20 protein-coding genes are annotated in these 21,025 nt (G+C 57.7%); 17 read left to right on the top strand and 3 right to left on the bottom strand.

The genetic code is table 11. The annotated features are described in order from the left end of the window. Positions 1-16: 16 nt before the first annotated feature. A complete protein-coding gene (gene tehA / locus AC1M2H_RS15120; RefSeq protein ID WP_480147952.1) occupies positions 17-1,021 on the top strand; it encodes a dicarboxylate transporter/tellurite-resistance protein TehA in 1,005 nt (334 codons plus the stop codon). Continuing rightward, the gene (gene tehB, locus AC1M2H_RS15115; RefSeq protein ID WP_480147951.1) at positions 1,018-1,614 is read left to right on the top strand and encodes a tellurite resistance methyltransferase TehB; all 597 of its coding nucleotides are present in this window, start codon (positions 1,018-1,020) and stop codon (positions 1,612-1,614) included. Before tehA ends, tehB begins: the two co-directional genes overlap by 4 nt. Here tehB and pepT read toward each other — a convergent pair. Beyond that, the gene (gene pepT, locus AC1M2H_RS15110; RefSeq protein WP_480147950.1) at positions 1,611-2,840 is read right to left on the bottom strand and encodes a peptidase T; all 1,230 of its coding nucleotides are present in this window, start codon (positions 2,838-2,840) and stop codon (positions 1,611-1,613) included. The genes tehB and pepT overlap by 4 nt on opposite strands. A gap of 112 nt (positions 2,841-2,952) precedes the next feature. Between pepT and AC1M2H_RS15105 the strand changes: the two genes are divergently transcribed. From AC1M2H_RS15105 to hxlB, 12 genes are all read left to right on the top strand, one after another. Continuing rightward, positions 2,953-4,545, top strand: coding sequence for an ABC transporter substrate-binding protein (locus tag AC1M2H_RS15105; RefSeq protein ID WP_480147949.1), 1,593 nt, complete (start codon positions 2,953-2,955; stop codon positions 4,543-4,545). Between the two features lie 141 nt (positions 4,546-4,686). Then, positions 4,687-7,293, top strand: a complete 2,607-nt coding sequence (locus tag AC1M2H_RS15100; RefSeq protein ID WP_480147948.1) for a sigma 54-interacting transcriptional regulator — start codon at positions 4,687-4,689, stop codon at positions 7,291-7,293. 112 nt (positions 7,294-7,405) lie between these two features. After that, positions 7,406-8,212, top strand: a complete 807-nt coding sequence (locus AC1M2H_RS15095) for a sorbitol-6-phosphate dehydrogenase subunit (protein ID WP_480147947.1) — start codon at positions 7,406-7,408, stop codon at positions 8,210-8,212. A gap of 21 nt (positions 8,213-8,233) precedes the next feature. Beyond that, positions 8,234-8,656 carry a PTS sugar transporter subunit IIA gene (locus AC1M2H_RS15090; RefSeq protein ID WP_480147946.1) on the top strand — a complete coding sequence of 141 codons (423 nt, stop codon included), beginning with the start codon at positions 8,234-8,236 and terminating at the stop codon, positions 8,654-8,656. Beyond that, on the top strand, positions 8,649-9,146 hold the full coding sequence (locus AC1M2H_RS15085) for a PTS sugar transporter subunit IIB (protein WP_480147945.1): 498 nt from the start codon (positions 8,649-8,651) through the stop codon (positions 9,144-9,146). Before AC1M2H_RS15090 ends, AC1M2H_RS15085 begins: the two co-directional genes overlap by 8 nt. Before the next feature lie 2 nt (positions 9,147-9,148). Beyond that, complete coding sequence (locus AC1M2H_RS15080) at positions 9,149-9,886, top strand: PTS mannose/fructose/sorbose/N-acetylgalactosamine transporter subunit IIC (RefSeq protein WP_480147944.1); 738 nt, start codon at positions 9,149-9,151, stop codon at positions 9,884-9,886. 11 nt (positions 9,887-9,897) lie between these two features. Continuing rightward, positions 9,898-10,713: a PTS system mannose/fructose/sorbose family transporter subunit IID gene (locus AC1M2H_RS15075; RefSeq protein ID WP_480147943.1), complete on the top strand. Its 816-nt coding sequence runs from the start codon at positions 9,898-9,900 to the stop codon at positions 10,711-10,713. Between the two features lie 11 nt (positions 10,714-10,724). Then, positions 10,725-11,876, top strand: a complete 1,152-nt coding sequence (locus AC1M2H_RS15070) for a mannitol dehydrogenase family protein (RefSeq protein WP_480147942.1) — start codon at positions 10,725-10,727, stop codon at positions 11,874-11,876. Positions 11,877-11,898: 22 nt separating this feature from the next. Beyond that, positions 11,899-12,546 carry a dihydroxyacetone kinase subunit DhaL gene (gene dhaL / locus AC1M2H_RS15065; protein ID WP_480147941.1) on the top strand — a complete coding sequence of 216 codons (648 nt, stop codon included), beginning with the start codon at positions 11,899-11,901 and terminating at the stop codon, positions 12,544-12,546. Continuing rightward, entirely contained in the window at positions 12,546-13,553 is a 1,008-nt protein-coding gene (locus AC1M2H_RS15060) for a dihydroxyacetone kinase subunit DhaK (protein ID WP_480147940.1), read from the top strand. The genes dhaL and AC1M2H_RS15060 overlap by 1 nt, the downstream gene beginning before the upstream one ends. A gap of 16 nt (positions 13,554-13,569) precedes the next feature. Beyond that, on the top strand, positions 13,570-14,202 hold the full coding sequence (gene hxlA, locus AC1M2H_RS15055; RefSeq protein WP_480147939.1) for a 3-hexulose-6-phosphate synthase: 633 nt from the start codon (positions 13,570-13,572) through the stop codon (positions 14,200-14,202). A 10-nt stretch (positions 14,203-14,212) separates the two neighbouring features. Further along, on the top strand, positions 14,213-14,776 hold the full coding sequence (gene hxlB, locus AC1M2H_RS15050) for a 6-phospho-3-hexuloisomerase (protein WP_480147938.1): 564 nt from the start codon (positions 14,213-14,215) through the stop codon (positions 14,774-14,776). Positions 14,777-15,002: 226 nt separating this feature from the next. Here the strand turns inward: hxlB and AC1M2H_RS15045 are convergent, their stop codons facing one another. Next, complete coding sequence (locus AC1M2H_RS15045; RefSeq protein ID WP_480147937.1) at positions 15,003-15,899, bottom strand: DMT family transporter; 897 nt, start codon at positions 15,897-15,899, stop codon at positions 15,003-15,005. 182 nt (positions 15,900-16,081) lie between these two features. Here AC1M2H_RS15045 and AC1M2H_RS15040 point away from each other — a divergent pair, with 182 nt between their 5' ends. Beyond that, positions 16,082-16,948 carry a helix-turn-helix domain-containing protein gene (locus AC1M2H_RS15040; RefSeq protein ID WP_480151948.1) on the top strand — a complete coding sequence of 289 codons (867 nt, stop codon included), beginning with the start codon at positions 16,082-16,084 and terminating at the stop codon, positions 16,946-16,948. Here AC1M2H_RS15040 and AC1M2H_RS15035 read toward each other — a convergent pair. Next, positions 16,928-18,094 (bottom strand): benzoate/H(+) symporter BenE family transporter, encoded by a 1,167-nt coding sequence (locus AC1M2H_RS15035; protein WP_480147936.1) that lies wholly within the window; start codon positions 18,092-18,094, stop codon positions 16,928-16,930. The two genes, AC1M2H_RS15040 and AC1M2H_RS15035, sit on opposite strands and share 21 nt — an antisense overlap. A gap of 120 nt (positions 18,095-18,214) precedes the next feature. Between AC1M2H_RS15035 and AC1M2H_RS15030 the strand changes: the two genes are divergently transcribed. Both AC1M2H_RS15030 and AC1M2H_RS15025 read left to right on the top strand, forming a co-directional pair. Further along, the gene (locus tag AC1M2H_RS15030; RefSeq protein WP_480147935.1) at positions 18,215-18,763 is read left to right on the top strand and encodes a helix-turn-helix domain-containing protein; all 549 of its coding nucleotides are present in this window, start codon (positions 18,215-18,217) and stop codon (positions 18,761-18,763) included. A 231-nt stretch (positions 18,764-18,994) separates the two neighbouring features. Beyond that, positions 18,995-20,959: a peptidase U32 family protein gene (locus AC1M2H_RS15025; RefSeq protein WP_480147934.1), complete on the top strand. Its 1,965-nt coding sequence runs from the start codon at positions 18,995-18,997 to the stop codon at positions 20,957-20,959. Positions 20,960-21,025: the final 66 nt, after the last annotated feature.

The following is a 21,025-nucleotide window of genomic DNA, read 5'->3' as shown; positions in this document are numbered from 1 at the left end:
TGAAAAATTAAACAAAATGAATAAAAAAGAGTTGGATCGGCGAGTACTGAACCTACCTGCGGGCTATTTCGGCATGGTGCTGGGCATTATCGGAATGGGCTTCGCCTGGCGCTATGCCAGCACTATCTGGCCGGTCAGCCGCAGCGTCGGCGATGGTCTGGTGCTGCTGGCGATGACGATATGGGCGCTGCTGGCCGCCGCCTTTATCACTCGTGCAATCCGCTTTCCGTGGAGCATCCGCCAGGAGATGCGCCACCCGGTCGCCAGCAGCTTCGTGAGCCTGTTTCCGGCGACCACCATGCTGGTCTCCATCGGCCTGGCGCCGTGGTGCCGCCCGCTCTCGCTGGGGCTGTTTATCGTCGGCGTGGCGCTGCAGCTCTCCTATTCGGCCTGGCAAAGCGCCGGGCTGTGGCGCGGCAGACACCCCAGCGACGCGACCACGCCGGGGCTCTATCTGCCGACGGTGGCCAATAACTTCATCAGCGCTATGGCCTGCGGCGCGCTGGGCTTTAACGACGCCGGGCTGGTGTTCCTCGGCGCCGGGATTTTCTCCTGGCTGAGCCTGGAACCGGTTATTCTACAGCGACTGCGCAGCGACGGCGAGCTGCCCGCCGCGCTGCGTACCTCGCTGGGCATACAGCTGGCGCCCGCGCTGGTGGCCTGCAGCGCCTGGCTGAGCGTCAACGGCAGGGAGGCTGATACCTTAGCCAAACTACTGTTCGGCTACGGCCTGCTGCAGCTGCTGTTTATGCTGCGCCTGATGCCGTGGTATCTGCGCCAGCCGTTCAACGCCTCGTTCTGGAGCTTCTCGTTCGGCATCTCGGCGCTGGCGACGACCGGGCTGCGCCTTGGGCACAGCCAGCCGAATGGGTTTTTCCACTTTTTGGCTATTCCGCTGTTTATATTTACCAATCTGATTATCGGGCTGCTGCTGATTCGTACTTTCCTGCTGCTGGTGCGCGGTAAGCTGCTGATCCGCGTCGAGCGGGCCACTCTGTTAAAAAATAAGGATGAAGCATGACTATCCGTGACGAAAACTACTTTACTGAAAAATATGGTATGATCCGCACCCACTCTGAGGTGGTGCACGCCGCGACGCTGATGCAGCCGGGAAAGACCCTGGATCTCGGCTGCGGTAACGGGCGCAACAGCCTCTACCTGGCGGCCAACGGCTATGACGTTACCGCCTGGGATAAAAACCCGGCGAGCATCGATAATCTGGAGTCCATCCGGGCGCAGGAGGGGATTGATAACCTGCAGTCGGCAATCAAGGACCTCAATACCCTGAGCTTCGACGGCGAGTACGATTTTATTCTCTCCACCGTGGTGATGATGTTCCTCGAAGCGAAAACCATCCCCGGCCTTATCGCCAACATGCAGCGCTGCACCAGGCCGGGCGGCTATAACCTGATCGTGGCGGCGATGGATACCGAAGATTATCCGTGCACCGTCGGCTTCCCGTTCGCCTTTAAGCCGGAAGAGCTGCGCAGCTATTACGCCGGCTGGACGTTCCTCAAGTACAACGAGGAGGTCGGCGAGCTGCACCGCACCGACGCCAGCGGTAATCGTATCAAGCTGCGCTTCGCCACCATGCTGGCGCGTAAACCGGCCTAGCGCGCCGCCAGCAGGCAGAGCTGGAACGCGGTATGGTAAGAGGCCTCAAAGGCGCGCAGCGGCAGAAACTCAAACTTTGAGTGGAAGTTATGTGCGCCGGTAAAGAAGTTCGGCGTTAGCAGGCCTTTGGCCGACAGCGCCGCGCCGTCGGTGCCGCCGCGCATCGGCGTCGGCTTTGGCGTAATCCCCAGGCTCTCCATCGCGGTAAACAGCAGGTCGATGGCCCGGCGGTCTTCCCCCAGCGCGTTGCTGATATTGCTGTAGGTATCGCTCACCTGATAGTCAACTTTTGCCGTTGGGTAGCGCGCGGCGATTTTCGCCGCCACCTCGCCGATCTGCTGCTTGCGGCGGTTAAAGCCGTCGAGGTCGAAATCGCGAATGCTGGCCTGCAGCAGAGCGCTGCTCTGGTCCCCCTGAATACCGTTAAACCACACGTAGCCTTCGCGTCCGGCGGTGTGTTCGGGGGTCTGCTGGCGATCGAAGTGGCTGATGTACTCGGTGGCCATCAGCAGAGGGTTGACCAGCACGCCTTTCGCCGACATCGGATGCGCGGTGACGCCGGTAAAGCGGATTTCCGCCGCCGCGGCGTTGAAGTTCTCATAGACAATCTCCCCCAGCTCGCAGCAGTCGATGGTCCACGCGAAATCGACGGCGAAACGGCTCAGGTCGAGCGCCTTGGCGCCGCGCAGGCCAACCTCTTCATCCGGGACGAACGCCACCACGATATCGCCGTGGCGGTCCTGCGGCGTCAGGCTTTCCAGCACCGTCATCACCACCGTCACCGCCGACTTGTTATCGGCCCCCAGCACGCTGGTGCCGTCGCTGAAAATAATCTCCTCTCCATGATAGGCGAGGATCTCCGGGTGCTCGGCAACCCGCAGCCAGATCTCTTTTTCCGCATTCAGGCACAGGTCTTCCCCGTTGAAGCGCAGGATCTGCGGGTGGATATCCGGCGACAGCCCGACGTCGACGGTATCAATATGGGTGATAAAACCGATCCGCGGCGCCCCGGGCACGTTGCCTCTCTTCACCGCGGTGACGGTCGCGTGCTCATCGATTTCGATATCGTCCAACCCCAGCTGGCGCAGCTCCTGCGCCAGCTCGCGCGCCATCTCGTGCTGGCCTGCGGTGGTTGGCAGCGTGGTGGCGCGGGGATCGCTTTGGCTGCTAATCGCGAGGTAGCGGAAGAAGCGCTGGGTGAGCCGTTCGGCGAGTGGAGATGACATAGTCGTTCCTTATTTATTATTTTTTCAGGTGTTTGCAATCAGGCTTTAGTGTTATGTATGGATTGGAAAACAACAAGCTATTCATTAGCTGACAAATTAAAAAGGAAACCCAATGCAACGCAAACTCACAACGCTTGCCCTGGCATTCGCCGCTCTGACGGTCAGTTCCGCCGTCGCGGGCAAAACCCTGGTCTACTGCTCCGAAGGATCGCCGGAGAACTTCAATCCTCAACTTTATACCTCCGGTACCAGCGTCGACGCCAGCGCGGTCCCGGTCTATAACCGGCTGGTGGACTTTAAGGTCGGCACCACCGAGCTGCAGCCGAGCCTTGCCGAAAGCTGGGAGGTCAGCGAGGATGGTAAAACCTACACCTTCCATTTGCGCAAGGGCGTGAAGTTTCAAAGCAACAAGTACTTTACTCCCACGCGCGATTTTAACGCCGATGATGTGATCTTCTCCTTTATGCGGCAAAAGGACCCGAAGCATCCTTACCATAACGTCTCCAGCGGCAACTACTCCAATTTCGAAAGCCTCGAATTTGGCCAGCTGATTACGGCGATTGATAAGCCTGATGACTATACGGTGCGCTTTACCTTAGCCCATCCGGAAGCGCCGTTTGTAGCCGACCTCGGCTGGTACTTCGCCTCGATTCTGTCGGCGGAGTATGCGGATGCGATGCTTAAAGCGGGAACGCCGGAGCGGGTTGATAACGATCCGATCGGCACCGGGCCGTTTAAGCTCGCCCAGTACCAAAAAGATTCGCGCATTCTTTATACCGCCTTCCCGGAATATTGGCAGGGCAAAGCGAAGATCGACCGCCTGGTATTTAGCATTACCCCGGACGCGTCGGTGCGCTATGCCAAACTGGAAAAGAACGAGTGCCAGGTTATGCCGTTCCCTAATCCTGCGGATCTGCCGCGAATGAAGGAAAATAAAAATATTAATTTGCTGAGTAAGGCGGGCCTGAATACCGGTTTCCTTGCCTTCAATACCCAAAAGCCGCCGCTGGATAATGTCAAAGTGCGCCAGGCGCTGGCGCTGGCGATTAATAAGCCGGCGATTATCGAAGCCGTATTCCACGGCACCGGTACGGCGGCGAAAAATCTGCTGCCGCCGGGCGTCTGGAGCGCGGATGCGGATCTGAAAGATTATGACTATGACCCGCAAAAGGCCAAAGCGCTGCTGCAGGAGGCGGGGATGGCCAACGGCCTGACCATCGACCTGTGGGCGATGCCGGTCCAGCGCCCGTACAACCCCAACGCGAAGCGTATGGCGGAGATGATTCAGGCGGACTGGGCGAAAATTGGCGTGCAGACCAAAATCACGACCTACGAGTGGGGGGAATACCTCAAGCGCGTTAAGGACGGCGAGCATCAGGCGGCGCTGATGGGCTGGACGACCGCCACCGGCGATCCGGATAACTTCTTCGGGCCGCTGTTTACCTGCCAGTCGGCCAACGGCGGCTCCAACTCGGCGAAGTGGTGCTATCCGCCGTTCGATAAGCTGATTAGCGAGGCGAAATCGATTAGCGATCGCCCGCAGCGCGAGGCGCTCTACAGGCAGGCGCAGCAGATGATGCACGATCGGATGCCGGCGGTCATGATTGCCCACTCGACGATTTTCGAACCGGTGCGCAAAGATGTTTCCGGCTACGAGATTGACCCCTTTGGTAAGCATATTTTTTATCAGGTTGATATAAAATAAACGCCGCCCGGTCTGGAAACAGGCCGGGCGTTTTTTATTGAAACTGTGAGATGGATTGGTTTCACACCGCTGACTTCTTGCTAAAGCCCGTTTAAAGCAACATGGTTGCCCATCTGAAATGATGGCAACTGCGGGGAAACGATGTCAGCAAAAGAGAATCTTTATCGCAAACTGAATACCCTTTATCGCGATAGTGCATCAGGATTTACCACGCGCGAGTATGAGTCCTTTACGTCCGCGAGCCGCAGCGTGATTAGCCTTTATCTGAATCAGCTGTGCGATGAGGGTTATTTACGTAAGGAGGCGACGCGGCCCGTGCGCTTCTGGCTAACGGACCGCATACCTTCTCTGGCCGCTGATGAACCGCAAAGCCCCGGCGTATTCCAGTCGCTGATTGGCGCCAACGGTAGCCTGAAGCATGCCGTTGAGCTGTGCCTCGCCGCGGTCAGCTATCCCGATGGCGGCCTGCCGGTATTGATTACCGGAGAGAGCGGCGTCGGCAAAAGCTATCTGGCGCAGCTGCTGCACCAGCACGCGGGAGCGGTAGGGATTATCTCGTCCCAGGCGAAGCTAATCGAACTCAACTGCGCCGATTACGCGAATAATCCGGAGCTTTTATCCGGCACCCTGTTTGGTTATATCAAAGGCGCTTTTACCGGCGCGGAGAAAAACAAATCCGGCCTGCTCGATGAGGCCGACGGCGGTTTTCTTTTTCTTGATGAAATACATCGGCTGTCGGCGGAGAACCAGGAAAAGCTCTTTTTATTTATGGATAAAGGTTATTTTTATCGTTTAGGAGATAACCGTCAGCCCCATCACGCGAAGGTTCGCTTCGTATTTGCGACGACGGAAAATAGCGAAAACGTACTGTTGACCACCTTCCTGCGACGTATTCCTGTTAGCGTTGAGCTGCCCGGCTGGAACGCGCGCCCCTATATGGAGCGGCTGGCGCTTATCTCCCATTTCTTTGCCCGGGAAGCGCGACGTTTTAAGCAGCGAATCCGCGTTGACGGCGCGCCGATCCGCCAGCTGCTCGCCACGCCGGTAAAAGGCAATATCGGTGAGCTAAAGAATCGAATCAAAGTGCTTTGCGCCTCGGCGTGGGCGCAGCGGGGCGCCGAGGAGATAGCCATCTGCAGCGCCTCCGGCGTTCGCGGCGAGCACGATACGGTCGCTTTTAGCGAGGAGGATGACGGGACGCAGCCCGTCGATCTTCTGGCAACCTCCTGGATAAGCCGCGATGAGCAGCTGCTGGAGAATTTTTGTCGCGCCGCCAACGTGCCGCTGTTCGTCAACAAGCTGGAGGAGCATGCCGTCCTGCCCGGGGGCAATCTGTACCACGGGATCGTCTGGCAGCTGGTTCGGGATACGCTGCAGGAGTTTAGCGAGCTAACCGGTATTGCCGTTGCGGCGACGGCGGAGAAAGCGGTGTTTCATAGCCTGCAGTGGTGTCTGGGCAGGGAGGCCGATCCCGACGGCGTCGCGCGGCTCATCGGCGTGACCGCCTACGTTCCTCAGCGGGCGCGGCTGCTGGCGGATGAGTGTATTACGCTGTTTGCCAAACAGTTTCCCCGTACGCAGCTTGCCCTGATGAAGCCGCTGCTCAGCGCGATTTTTTATCATCAGATCGAGTCCGCTCCGCTGATCCAGGGCATCGTTGTCGCGCACGGGCGCTCGACGGCCTCGAGTATCGCCGGCACCGCCAATCGTCTGCTGGGCGGGTTCTATCTTAAGGCCTTTGATATGCCGCTTTCGGTAAATACCCGCGGCATTATTTCCCATCTGACGACCTGGATTAATCAGCTGGAAGAGCAGCACGGCATGATTATTCTGGTCGATATGGGGTCGCTGCAGGATATTTATAGTGAAATAAAGCTGCATATTCAGGGCGATCTGCTGGTGATGAACAACGTCAGCACCTCAATGGCGCTGGATATTGCGGGAAAAATTCAGCATCAGCTGTCGATGAAGGAGGTGGTTGACAGTATTAAAGGCGCATGGGAGGTAGAGGCCCGCTACTATTCCGGCCTGCTGCAGGGCAATAAAATTATTATCTCCTGTATTTCCGGTGAGGGCGTATCGCGCCAGCTGCAGGAAATTACCCGCCGCTATATCGATGATGACACGCTGGAGATTGTGACCATGGAATATGACGATCTGAAGTGGAAACTCTCGAAAGCCGATAGCGCCCTGTACGGCACGCGTTTGCTGATCACCACCACCGAGCTCAATGCCGGCTATATTCCGCAGGTTAATACCCGACAGCTCATCAACGACAGGCCCGAGCTGCTGTGGAAAAACTACTTTTCAGATTTGCTCACCGCGGATGAACTGCAGAAGATGATTGATGAAATCGTCATTCTTTTTACCCTCGAAGGGGTGGTGAGCCATCTCACCTTCCTCAACCCGAATATCATCATTGAGGAAGTGGAGCAGGTTGTTAAGTATTTTGAGCTGAGCTACAGCATTCACTTTGAGAGCTATCTGAGGATCAATCTTTTTATGCATCTGGCGGCGTTAATTGAGCGCCTGCTGACCCATGATGGCCTGACCCACCGCGATGCGTTTGAACTTAACGACCGCCAGCAGCGCTTTATGGCCCTGGTTCCGGATGCCTTTCGCACGCTGATTAATAAATATCGTATTTCGCTGACAACCACCGAAGCATTGATGATTTATGAACTGATGGAGCCGTGGATCGCGCTGCCCGAAGAGGAAGTGTTGAAAAGCGGGGTGAATAGTGTTTAACGAAAAATAAACCTTAAACACTATGTTTAACTATTTGAAAAATATACTAAAATAAAACTGGCACGCAAATTGTAATAGCCATTGCACTGACTCTCAACTGGAGATAATGCAAATGGCATCAACACAGTGGATCGCGCTGGGTCCCAAAGTGGTTATTGTTACCGGCGGCTGTTCAGGAATCGGCGAATGGATAGCGAAAGGGCTGGCCGGCAACGGCGCTCAGGTGGTAGTGGCGGATATTCAGCAGCCGGCGGCGGGGAGCGCTATCAGCGGCGTTGATTACCGTCAGTGCGATATTACCGACCGTCCATCCGTATGCCAGCTTATCGCCGATGTCGTCGCGCGCTACGGGCGTCTTGACGGGCTGGTGAATAATGCCGCGGTCAACCGCGCGCGTCTGCTCGTCGATTATTACGGCAGCCAGCCTGAATATGAATTAAGCGACGATGATTTTGACTTTATGGTCAGAATTAATCAAAAAGGCCCTTTTATTTTTACCCAGGAAGCGGCGCGGATCATGATCGGCCAGAAGTCCGGGGCGATCGTTAATATCGTCTCGGAAGCTGGTATTGAGGGGTCAAAAGGGCAAAGCTGCTATGCCGCAACCAAAGCCGCGCTGCACGGCTTTACGCTCTCGTGGGCGAAAGAGCTTGGGGCGTTTGGCATTCGGGTCGTTGGCGTCGCGCCGGGCATTAATGAACCCACGCCGATGGGGAACGCTGTGCACCGTAAAGCGCTGGCCTATACCCGCGGAATGGCCTTCGCCAGCATAGACGAAGACTATAGCCACAAAATCCCCCTCGGACGGCCCGGTCGTCTGGAAGAGATCGCCGATCTGGTGAGCTGGTTACTGTCGGACAGGGCCAGCTACATCACCGGAACGACGATTAATATCACCGGAGGGAAATCCCGCGGTTAATTATCTCTATCAGGATTTCTTATGGATCAAAAGATTGCTGCACCCTGGATTCTGGTGATTTCTCACGGTGGGTTTGGCCGCGAGTTAGTCAAAAGCTGTGAAATGATTTTAGGCAAAATGGACAATGTTTACTGCTTTTCCCTTGAGCCGGGCATGGCGCCGGAACAGCTCATGGACGATATTTCAGCATTACTCTCCGCCGCCCCGGAGAATATTATTATCTTTACCGATATTTATGCCGGAACGCCCTCTAACGTGGCGGCTATTTTTGCCAAACTCAGAGGCTACCCGGTTATTTGCGGGATGAATTTACCGATGTTAATTGAAGCGGAAATGCAGCGTGAAGAATTCGCTTTGCCTGAGCTTGTCTTGCGAATTATTGAAGCAGGAAACGGAAGTATAAAAAACATCACCTCTATAACCAATGGTAATGAATATGAATAATATAAAACTGGTCCGGGTCGATTTTCGACTGATTCACGGTCAGGTCATTACAAAATGGCGTAACATCATCGCAGCAACTGAAATTGTTATTGTTGATAATAAGCTATCGCAGGATAGTTTTCTGGCGGATATCTACGTCATGGCGGCGCCTCCGGGCGTTGACGTTCACGTCCTGTCGGAAGAAAGCTTTCTCTCCCGGCTTCACGATGGCTATTTTAGTAATGGCAAAAATAATGTGCTTCTCCTTTTTAAATCGATTGGTAACGTTAAGAAGCTGGTTGAGCGCGAGGTGCTATTTAGCTCGGTGCAGATTGGCGGCCTTGGCGGTGGCGTGAATCGGCGCAGCGTCGTCAGCGGTATTTCGATCGATGAGCAGGATTTACAAGACCTGAAATATATACGGCAACGTGGTGCAGAGGTTTATTTCCAGGTGACTCCGGAAGAAGTCAAATTAAGCCTGGATAAAGCCATTGCCCGCCTGGAGGGTTAATCATGGTTGAAGTCGCAATTTTTACCGGCATCTGGTACTGGATTTGTAAAACGGACGTTGGCTATGCCATCACCCACGCGATTCGTCAGCCGCTGTTCGCCTCGGTGCTTATCGGCCTGATTATGGGAGACGTCACCCAGGCGGTGATTATCGGCGCCGCGATCCAAATTCTTTATATCGGCCTGGTGGCCGCGGGCTCGAATCTTCCCGCGGATGACTGCCTGGCGGGGCTGGTGGCTATTCCGCTGGCGCTGAATACGGGGCTGTCGCCGACGCTGGCGATCGCTATCGCCGTCCCGGTCGGCGTCATGGGGGTCTTTTTAGACCAGTTCCGCAAAACGGTGAATGCCGCATTTGTGCATATGGCCGACAGGCACGCGGAAGAGGGAAACGTCAGACAGATAAAAATGTGCGCGATCGTATGGCCGACGGTCCTTGGCTTCTTTATTCGCTTCCCGGTTCCCTTTTTAGCCAATATGTACGGGAAAGACAGCATTACCGCTTTCCTGAATAGCGTTCCGGAATGGTTAATTCACGGATTTAGCGTTGCCGGTGGGCTTCTTCCCGCGCTGGGATTCGCCCTGACCATTTTTGTGATTGGTAAAGCTGCGCTCCTGCCATGGTTCTTTATTGGTTACTTTCTGGTGCAGTTTAGCGGTATTCCAGTATTTGGCGCCGCTATTTTTGGTCTCAGCGCGGTTCTGCTTATCTCCTATTATCAAAACCAAAAAGGTGCCTGAGGATAAACGCTATGGACTCCAAACAAATTACTGAAAAAGACGTAAAGAACAGCTGGCTTTATTACTATATCGTCGCTGAAATGGGGATCTCATACGAACGCCTGCAGGCCCTGGGATTCGTCACCGCTATTTTGCCGATTTTACAAAAACTGTATCCGGAGAAGGAAGACCTGAAGCAGGCGATCAAGCGTCATCTGGTATTCTACAATACTGAAGCCGTCTACGGCGCGCCGATTAACGGTATTGTGATCGCGATGGAGGAGCAGAAGGCCAGGGGGGCCGATATTGATGATGATACTATTACCGGTATTAAAACCGGGCTCATGGGGCCGATGGCGGGAATAGGCGATTCCATTGACTGGGCGACCTTAAAGCCGATTATTTTTGGCCTTGCCGTCACGCTCTCAACCAATGGCAGTATTCTGGGCGCATTTTTCTTACTGATGCTGCCGCTGATCCAGATCGTCGTCGGACGCAAGCTCGCCGCCTACGGCTATCGGGCGGGTCAGGCGTCAATTCGCGAAATCCTGCAGTCGGGGCATATCCGCACCTTGATAAACGGCGCCAGCACCCTCGGGCTGTTTATGATGGGCGCGCTGTCGTCGACTTACGTGAAGCTAAGCACGCCGCTCCAGTTTAGTTTTGGTAACCAAAATAAGCCGTTTATTTTGCAGCAGGTCATCGACAATATTGTCCCTGGTATTTTACCGCTGCTGGCCGTATTCGGTATTTACTGGTGGCTGTTAAAACGCAATCAAAACTTTACGATTATTATGGTCCTGATTATTGCCGTTTCTATTTTTGGCGCTTTGTTTGGCATATTCTGACAGGAGGTAATATGCGAGCCCTACATTTTGGCGCCGGCAGCATCGGACGCGGGTTTATTGGCGATCTGCTGGCGGAGTCTGGCTATGATATTACGTTCGTTGAGCGCAACGTCGAGCTTAACGCGCAAATAAACGAACAGCATGGCTACAGTTTGTACATTATCGAGAAAGGGTACCAAAAAAAATTCATCCCGGCGGCGCGCGCGCTCTCTCCGGAGACCGAGCGCCAGGACGTTATTCAGGCTATTGTTGATGCGGACCTGATTACTACCGCGGTGTGGGCGGATAACCTGCCGAAAATCGCGCCGCTGCTTTTGGCGGGGCTGAACGCCCGGGGGCGCGCCGGCCGCCCGCGCGTCAACGTGCTGGCCTGCGAGAATGCGCTGCTTAACGGCGAGATCCTGCGCCGCGAAATTCAGCGCTGCGCCGCTGGCGAGATGGCGGAAATTGATGAGCTGGCCGCATTTCCCAATACCGCGGTAGACCGCATGGTCTTAACCACCCGGCGGGAAGGGATCGACGTCGTTGATATCGGCGTCGATTATGAACTGGTTATTGATAAAAGTGGCCTCGTCGATGAGGGCTCGCGGCCCATTAACGACGCTATCTATACCCATGACCTGCGTAAATACCTCGAGCGTAAGCTGTATATTATTAACGGCGGGCACGCGTGGGCCGGATATATCGGACACCTCAAAGGCTATCAGACGATGCAGCAAATCTTCAGCAATGACGGGCTGCGGGAGGAGATACAGCAGAGTATGCGCGAAACGGCGCGATTGCTGCACCTGAAGTATGCGTTTCCTGTTGCCGATCTGGAGGAGTATATCCGCTTTGTTATCAAGCGTTTTAGCACTCCTGGCATCACGGATACCGTTCGCCGGGTATGCCGTTCGCCGATACGCAAGCTGTCGCAGGAGGATCGCCTGACCGCCCCCTGCGTACAGTGCGAGGCCGCGGGGCTCCCCGCAGATTATTTAGTTAAGGGCGTTGCGGCCGCCATGCACTATTTCGACCCGGAAGATGAGCAAAGCATTATCCTGCAAAAATATATCGCTGAGCATAATGCAAGCCAGGCAATAACGCATTTTACCGGCATTCGACAAAATACGCGGCTACATGATGCCATTTTATTTCAATATGCAGCGCTAATGCCGCATTGATATTCTGATTTTTGAGGTGCTTATGTCTTTTACCAACAAAGACGGGCTTGCTATTGCCAAAAATATGATTGCCGTTATTCAGGAAAATAAAGCCTGGCTGAGCGAAATAGACGGCGCGGCGGGCGACGGCGACCACGGAATCAATATGAATAAGGGATTCACCCTTGCCGGACAGGCGCTAACGCCGGCAATGACCATGACCGGGGCTTTTCAGATTATCGGCGAGACGCTGTTAAACGACATTGGCGGCTCAATGGGGCCTCTGTATGGCTGCTGGTTCGCCGGGCTCAGCCGCGCCGGCGCGGCTGAGGAGGTGATTGACGCCGCCGTGCTCAGGCGGATGTTCACTACCGCGCTGGCCGATCTGCGTGAACTCACCCCGGCAGGGCCCGGAGATAAAACGCTGCTCGACGTGCTGATCCCCGCCGCCGACGCGCTCGGCTCGGCGCTGGATCGCGGCGAAGGCGAGCAGCGCGCCCTGGCGCTCATGCGGCAAACGGCCGAGGAAAGCTTTGCCGCGACGAGCGGCCTGGTTTCCCGGGTCGGCCGTGCCAGCCGTCTGGGCGAGCGCAGCCGGGGCTGCCCCGACGCCGGAGCCGGCTCCTCAATGCTGCTGCTGAGGGCGTTTGCGGACGCAGCGATTTTATTAATCAAGCAAGGAGAATGCTGATGCAACGATTTATAGATGACCCTGATAACGTCGTGGACGACATGCTGGCGGGCTTTCTGCTGGCCCACGGCCGCGAGGTGCAGTTGAGCGCCGAAAATCATCGGGTTGTGCACCGTCGCCATTCCGCCGATATGGCGCCTCGCGTGGGGCTGGTCAGCGGCGGCGGCAGCGGACATGAACCGGCGTTTCTCGGCTACCTCGGCGCCGGCATGCTGGATGCCGTTGCCGTTGGCGAAGTCTTCTCATCTCCGGTAGCCAACGCTTTCCTTGATGCGATGCGCATTGCCGATCGCGGCAGGGGCGTGGCCTGCCTGTTTGGCAACTATGCCGGCGACTCGATGAACGTGCAGATGGCGGTGAAGCAGGCCAGGGCGCAGGGCCACAGCGTCGCTATCGTCAAAGCGCGGGATGATATTGCTTCCGCGCCGCCGGAGCAGGCGGACCGGCGGCACGGCATCGCCGGCGGCATCTTTATGTGGAAGGCGGCCGGCGCGGTTGCCGCGGCGGGCGGCTCGCTGGAAGAGACCGTCGCTGCGGCCAGCCTGGCGGCGCAAAACACGCGCAGCGTCTGCGTCGGGCTGGCGCCATGCGCCATTCCGGCCGTGGGTAAGCCTAACTTTGCCATTGCCGATGGTACCTATGAGTTTGGCATCGGCCACCACGGCGAAGCCGGACGCCACGTTTCCCCCTTAGCCAAAGCGGAAGCGATCGCCGAGGTGATGGTGGAGGCGCTGCTGGATGATTTTTCCCTGGCGGAAGAGAAAGGAGAGTTCGCGGTCATGGTGTCAGGACTTGGTGCCACGCCGTTAATGGAGCAGTACCTGATGGCCGACCGCATCGGCAATATCCTGACCCTGCGCGGCCACCGCCAGTGGCGCAGCTACGTTGGCAACTACGTCACCTCGCTTGAAATGAACGGCCTGTGCCTGACGCTGCTACTGCTCAACGACTCCCTCAAAGCCTACCTTGACGCCCCGGCTGCGGCCGTGGGTCTGGCATCTTTGTGATCAAAAGGACGATACGATGAAACTGCAATTAGCTTTGGATGAACTACCTCTTGCTGAGGCGCTGGCGCTGGCGGAAAAACTCCGCGAGCACGTGGATATCATTGAAATCGGTACGCCGTTTGTCATTGCCGAGGGAATGGCGGCGGTTCAGCGCTTTCGCGAACGCTTTCCCGAGAAGGAGCTGCTCTCTGACGAGAAAATTATGGACGGCGGCTACTTCGAAAGTAAGCTGGCTTTTGATGCAGGCGCAAACTACGTTACGACGCTCGGCGTCACCGATATTCTCACGGTGAAGGCCTGCCTGAAGGCGGCGGAAGAGGCCAGCCGCGATGTGGTTGTTGATATGATTTGCGTTGACGATCTGCCAGCGCGCATTCGCGAGCTGGAGGACGCCGGCGTTCGGCACCTTGCGGTGCATACCGGCGCCGATCAGCAGGCGGCGGGAAGAGTGCCGCTTGAGGATCTGCGGGTTATCAAACAGCACGCGAGGCGTTCGCACATCTTCGTTACCGGCGGCATCAACAGCCGGACGATTGCGGACTATGTGGCGCTAAAACCAGACGTGGTGATTGTCGGATCGGCCATTACCCGCGCCGAGGATCCGCTGGAAGAAGCGCGCCTGATCAAAGCTGCGATGGTTAACGCCTAAGGAGATGACGATGAAAAGCTGCGATAACCTGCTCGCTATTATCTCAGAACTGGCCGACGACGCCCGTCAGGTGGACGGCGATGCGGTGACGCGTCTGGGGGAAATGGTCCTCAACGCCGGCCGCATCTTTGTCGCCGGCGCCGGGCGTTCCGGATTTGCCGCGCGGGCCTTTTTTAACCGGTTAATGCATCTGGGCTTTAGCGTCTGGTTCGTCGGGGAGCCGACCACCCCGTCGATTCAGCAGGGTGATTTACTGATTATCGGTTCGGGGTCGGGAGAAACCGGCAGCCTGGTGACGATGGCGCAAAAAGCCAGCGGGCAGGGGGCGCGGATTGCGACGCTAACCATTTATCCGGACCACACGATAGGCCGGCTGGCGGATGTGGCGATCCGTATTCCCGGCATTACGGCCAAAAGTGCGGAATCATCGACCAAGGCGGCGACCATTCAGCCCAGCGGATCTTCTTTTGAACAATTAAGCTGGCTTATATATGACAGCTTAATTATTTACCTCAAAGATAAAACGGCGCAAAGCGACGCGCAGATGTTTAGCCGCCATGCGAATCTGGAATAATCCGTCAGTCGATGAGCGGCCGCGGTCGTGAATAGCGCTTGTCTTAAGTGGAAATAAATCCGCCCATCGTGGCGGATTTATTTTTCTTCACGCCAGGCATTTCACCCTTTTTGTCACAACACTTACCAGGTTATCGGCGATATGGCCATCGACGCGGTGAAATTCGACCCGACGCAGCAATAATCACCCAGGCGGCATCGCGCTGCCGGGGCGCGTGGATAGCCGCCTATGCCAGCCTGCGGCGGAGGAAAAGCTGCTCCGGGCGGGCGAACATCACCAGATTACCCACCAGAATCAGCGCCAGGCCAATGACCGCGTTGCCGTGCCAGACGTAGCCTTCATAGAAGGTGGAGATGGTCAGCGCCACCAGCGGGAACAGCAGGGTGCTGTAGGCGGCCTTGCCGGCGCCGATTCGTCCGACCAGCGTAAAGTAGGCGCCGAAGGCGATAACCGAGCCGAACAGGGCCAGGTAGAGCAGCGCGCTCATATAGCTCAACGTCCACTGCGGGGTGAAATCATCCCCGCGGATCAGGGCGATGGCGCCCATCACCAGGGTTCCGTAGAGCATTGCCCAGCTGTTGGTGGTCAGCGTTTCCAGACCCCGGCGCTGGTGGCGGATGCTGAGCATATTCCCCAGCGAAAAACCGTAGGTTCCCAGCGCGCTGAGGCCAATTCCCCATAGCAGCGAGGCGTTCAGGCCGTTACGCGTCAGATCGTCCCAGAACAGCGTCACGATCCCGGCCAGGCCCAGCGCGGCGGCGAGCCAGAAGCGACCCGGCGGCTGCTGGCGGAAGAAAATAAAGCCGTTGACGGCGTTAAACAGCACCGCCATCGAAAAAATCACCGATTCCAGCCCGGTGTTGATATGCGCCGCGGCGGTATAAAAGCACCAGAAGTTAAAGCAGAACACGCAGCAGCCCTGCAGGACGCAGAACAGATGATCGCGCAGCGCCAGCGGGCGCAGGCGGCGGGTGACCAGCAGGATCGCCAGCATAGTCAGGCTGGCAACGGCGAAGCGCCAAAAGATCGATATCGGCGCGGCAACCGGGCCCTGCTGAAGAAAAATGGCAATCCACGTCGTGCCCCAGATAACGACGACCAGCCCATAGAGTAATGCGTTCAAAATATCTCTCCCGTAAGAACACTCGCCGGCAGTGTGGCGGCTTTTCGCCCGCGCCGCTGTCACCATCTTGTTACTGACTTGCAAATTCTTGCGCTTATTTTGTTTTAACCGGCGGGGAGGTCTGGTATCCGCCGTCGACTCTTCATAGACTATGGGTTTGCGGAATCTGATTTGTGAAGGCTATGGCTTACGGGACTTTCGAAACATTACGTCGACAAAACGCCGTGCTGCGGGAAACGGTGGAGCTGAACTCAGGCATTCAGCTGGCGGCGTGGTACAACAACCTCGACACGGTGACGGTGCGCAGCGACCACCACACGCTGAGCCTGTACGTTGCCGACGGTTACGAAAGCTATCAGAAAACGCCGCAGGGCTGGAAAAACGGCGGCGGGCCGGACCGCTTCTGCCTGATGCCAAAGGGCGCGGAAAGTACCTGGGATATCCGCGGCGACCTCTCGTTTGTCCACCTGTACTGTACCGATGCGCATCTGCGACGCGTCGGGGAACAGATCTGGGACCGCAGCCCGGCCTCGTTTAGCCTGCAGGAGCAAACCTTCTCCCGTGATGACAAAATCACCGCGGTCTATCGCCAGTTTCTCCTCGACTACGACTGGCAGCAGCAGGCAAACCAGCTGACCTTAAGCTCCGCCAGTACGCTGCTGCTGACCCACCTGATCCAGCACTATTCAAACGTCCAGTGGCGTCTGCCGACGGTCACCGGCGGCCTGGCGCCGCACGTTCTGCGCACGCTGCTGGCGTGGATTGAGGAGCATCTTGACCAGCCGCTGACGCTGGCCGACCTCGCGCAGGAGACGGCGCTCAGCGAATATCACTTTGCGCGCATGTTCCGCCAGTCGATGAAAATGGCGCCGCATCAGTACGTGATGCAGCGGCGTATGGCCCGCGCGCAGGAGCTCATCTGCCACAGCGCCCGTTCGCTGACCGACATTGCGCTGGCCTGCGGTTTTAGCTCCGCCAGCCATTTCAGCAACCGCGTGAAAAGCGCCACCGGCCTGACGCCGTCGCAGCTACGCGCGGCGCAGGGCTGACAGCAGAGCGTAGCTCGCCCCGCCCAGCAGCAGTCCCCAGAAGGCCGAACCAATTCCCGCCAGCGTGATGCCGCTGGCGGTGACCAGAAAGGCCACCATCGCCGCATCGCGCTCGTTCTCATTATTTAGCGCCTGAAACAGGCTCCCGCCGAGGGTTCCCAGCAGCGCCAGGCCGGCAAGCATCTGGATCCACGCCGCCGGCAGGGCCGACATCAGTGCGGTAATCGAACCGCCAAAAATACCGGCCAGCAGATAAAAGCCGCCAGCCGCCGCCGCCGCAAGCCAGCGGCGCTGAGGATCGGGATGGGCGTCCGGGCTTTGACAAATCGCGGCGGTGATCGCGGCAATGCAGATGGAATAAGCGCCAAACGGCGACAGCAGCAGCGCCAGGCCGCCGGTCGCCACGATAACCGGCGACGCCGGCACCGAATAGCCGGAGGCCTGCAGGGTGGCGAAGCCAGGGGCGTTTTGCGACGCCATGGTGACGAGGAAAAACGGCAGCCCGACGCTGAGCAGCAGAGAGGGGGTAAACTGCGGGGCGATAAACGCCGGCGCGACGAAAGAGAGGCTGAGATGTTCGGTGCCCACCTCGCCGCTGGCCCAGGCGATAGCGCCTCCCGCCAGCAGCGCCGCGACCACCGCAAAGCGCGGGAGCAGGGCCTTGCAGATAAGCCAGGCGCCGAACATGCCGCCGCAGAGGAGCAGATTGGTCTGCAGGCTGGAGAAGGCCTGCAGGCCAAAACGGAGTAAAATCCCCGCCAGCATCGCCGCCGCCAGCGAATGGGGGACGATTTTCATCAGCCGGGCAAACAGGCCGGTCATGCCGCAGAGCACGATCAGGGCGTTGGCAAAAACAAACACCCCCACCGCCTGCGCCAGCGTGGCGCCCTGCAGCCCGCTGACCAGCAGCGCCGCGCCGGGCGTGGACCACGCGGTAAGAATCGGCACCTTACGCCACAGCGTCAGCGCGAGGGTGCTGACCCCCATACCGAGCCCCAGCGCCGTCATCCAGCCGGCGATTTGTCCGGCATCGGCCCCCGCGGCGGCGGCGGCTTGCCAGATAATGGCCGCAGAGCTGGCGTAGCCGACCAGCACTGCGATAAAGCCGGCGAGCAACGTCGGCAGCGGGAGGGAAAACGGGCGCATAAATCTCTCTTGTGCGTAATATACTGGCCGCTATCATGCGGGGCCAAAGATACGAAAAATGTAGCATTGTGCGTTATAACGCACAACTGGTAATATCAGGAAAAAGCCGAGGGGGATACTATGAACATTGCGCAACATCTTGCAGCGACCCTGAAAACGCTGCGTCAACAGCGCGGCTGGAGCCTGTCGCGTCTGGCGGAGGAGACCGGCGTATCGAAGGCGATGCTCGGGCAGATTGAGCGCAACGAATCCAGCCCCACCGTGGCGACGCTGTGGAAAATCGCCACCGGGCTGAACGTGGCCTTCTCGACGTTTATCGTTGCCGATGATTCCGCCGCGCCGGCCGCCTTCGACCCGCAGCAGCAGGCGATGGTGGTGACGCCCGTTTTTCCGTGGGACCCGCAGTTGCGTTTTGACCATTTTTCTATCACCCTCGCTCCCGGCGCGCTCAGCGAGTCAACGCCGCACGAAAAAGGGGTGGTTGAACACGTGGTGGTGATAAGCGGCGCGCTGGATCTGTGCCTGGAGGGGCAGTGGCTGACTCTCCAGCCGGGGGAAGGGCGACGCTTTGCCGGCGACCTGGCGCACGCCTACCGCAACAGCGGCGCGCAGACGGCCCATTTCCATTCGCTGATCCACTACCCAAAAGAAAAAGCCGCCGGGGGTTAACCGACGGCCAATCAAGATGACTGATAAAACAATCCACAACGTGACGAGGAAATCCGGAATACGCAGTGACTTTACCCTGCGACGTTTTGTCCGGGAAATAGCTTTTCCTTCAATGCTTTGCCAGAATTTGAAAATTCACGCCGCGGCCGCGGCGGAAAGTGTTTTGGTCTCTGCCCACTTCTGACTACAATAGCCGCCATTTCGCCCCCTATAACGGATAACAACGATCGTATGCGCCTGCAAAACCATCATCTTGAACTTCTTAGCCCCGCCCGCGATGCCGGGATCGCCCGGGAAGCTATTTTACACGGCGCGGACGCGGTCTATATCGGCGGACCGGGCTTTGGCGCTCGCCACAACGCCAGCAACAGCCTCAGCGATATCGCCGGGCTGGTGCCTTTTGCCCACCGCTACGGGGCGAAGATTTTTGTGACGCTGAATACCATCCTCCATGATGATGAGCTTGAGCCGGCGCGGCGCCTGATTACCGACCTGTATGAAACCGGCGTTGACGCGCTGATCGTGCAGGATATGGGGGTGATGGAGCTGGATATCCCGCCGATTGAGCTGCATGCCAGCACCCAGTGCGATATCCGCAGCGTCGAAAAGGCGAAGTTTCTTTCCGACGTCGGCTTCAGCCAGATCGTGCTGGCGCGCGAGCTGAATCTGCAGCAGATCAAGGCGATCTATGAGCACACCGACGCGACGATCGAGTTCTTTATTCACGGCGCCCTGTGCGTGGCCTACTCCGGGCAGTGCAATATCTCCCACGCGCAGACCGGCCGCAGCGCCAACCGCGGCGACTGCTCGCAGGCGTGCCGCCTGCCGTATACCCTGAAAGATGACCAGGGCCGGGTGGTGGCCTACGAGAAGCACCTCCTGTCGATGAAAGATAACGATCAGACCGCCAACCTGGCCCAGCTGATCGATGCCGGCGTGCGCTCCTTCAAGATTGAAGGCCGCTACAAAGACATGAGCTACGTGAAGAACATTACCGCCCACTATCGCCAGATGCTGGACGCGATTATTGCAGACCGCGGCGACCTCGCGCGCGCCTCCGCCGGGCGTACCGAGCACTTCTTCGTGCCGTCCACGGATAAAACCTTCCACCGCGGCAGCACCGACTATTTTGTCAACGCGCGCAAAGGGGATATCGGCGCGTTCGATTCGCCGAAGTTTATCGGCCTGCCGGTGGGCGAAGTGCTGAAGGTAGGTAAAGACCATCTTGACGTTGAGGTGAGCGAAGCGCTGACCAACGGCGATGGCCTGAACGTGATGATTAAGCGTGAAATTGTCGGTTTTCGCGCCAATACGGTGGAGAAAACCGGCGAAAACCGCTACCGCGTATGGCCCAACGAAATGCCGGCGGATCTCTATAAAGCGCGCCCGCGCCAGGCGCTGAACCGCAATCTCGACCACAACTGGCAGCAGGCGCTGCAAAAGACCTCCAGCGAGCGGCGGATTGCGGTGGATATCACCCTCAGCGGCTGGCAGGAACAGCTGGTGCTGACGATGACCTGCGAAGATGGCGTCAGCGCGACCCACACCCTAGACGGCGAGTTTGCCGAAGCGACCCAGGCCGACAGGGCGCTGGCCAGCCTGCGCGACGGGGTGGCGAAACTGGGCCAGACCATCTACTTCGCCCGCGACGTTGAGATAGCGCTGCCCGGCGCGCTGTTCGTGCCTAACGGCCTGCTCAATCAGCTGCGTCGTGAAACGGTAGCGATGCTGGATCAGGCGCGGATTGACGCCGCCCCTCGCGGCCGGCGCAAGGCGGTGTCCGTGCCGCCGCCGGTCTATCCGGAAACCCATCTCTCGTTTCTGGCTAACGTCTACAACCACAAGGCGCGCGAGTTTTATCAGCGCTACGGCGTGAAGCTGATCGATGCCGCCTATGAAGCGCACGAAGAGAAAGGCGACGTGCCGGTGATGATCACCAAGCACTGCCTGCGCTTCGCCTTTAATCTGTGTCCGAAGCAGGCAAAAGGCTCGATCAAGAGCTGGAAAGCCACGCCGATGCAGCTGATTCACGGCGACGAGGTGCTGACGCTGAAGTTTGACTGCCGGCCGTGCGAAATGCACGTGGTGGGCAAAATGAAGAACCATATTCTGAAAATGCCGCTTCCGGGGAGCATCGTGGCCTCCGTCAGCCCGGACGAGCTGCTGAAAACCTTACCCAAACACAAAGGCGCCTGAGCGGCGGCGGGCGGGAGCGCCCACTAACCGGCAGCCCATCAGCCGGTTAGTGGGCGGTTAAGATAA

This window comes from Klebsiella sp. F11 (assembly GCF_056712265.1).
The sequence above is the reverse complement of the archived record's forward strand: the minus strand, read 5'-3'. Positions and strand labels throughout refer to the sequence as shown.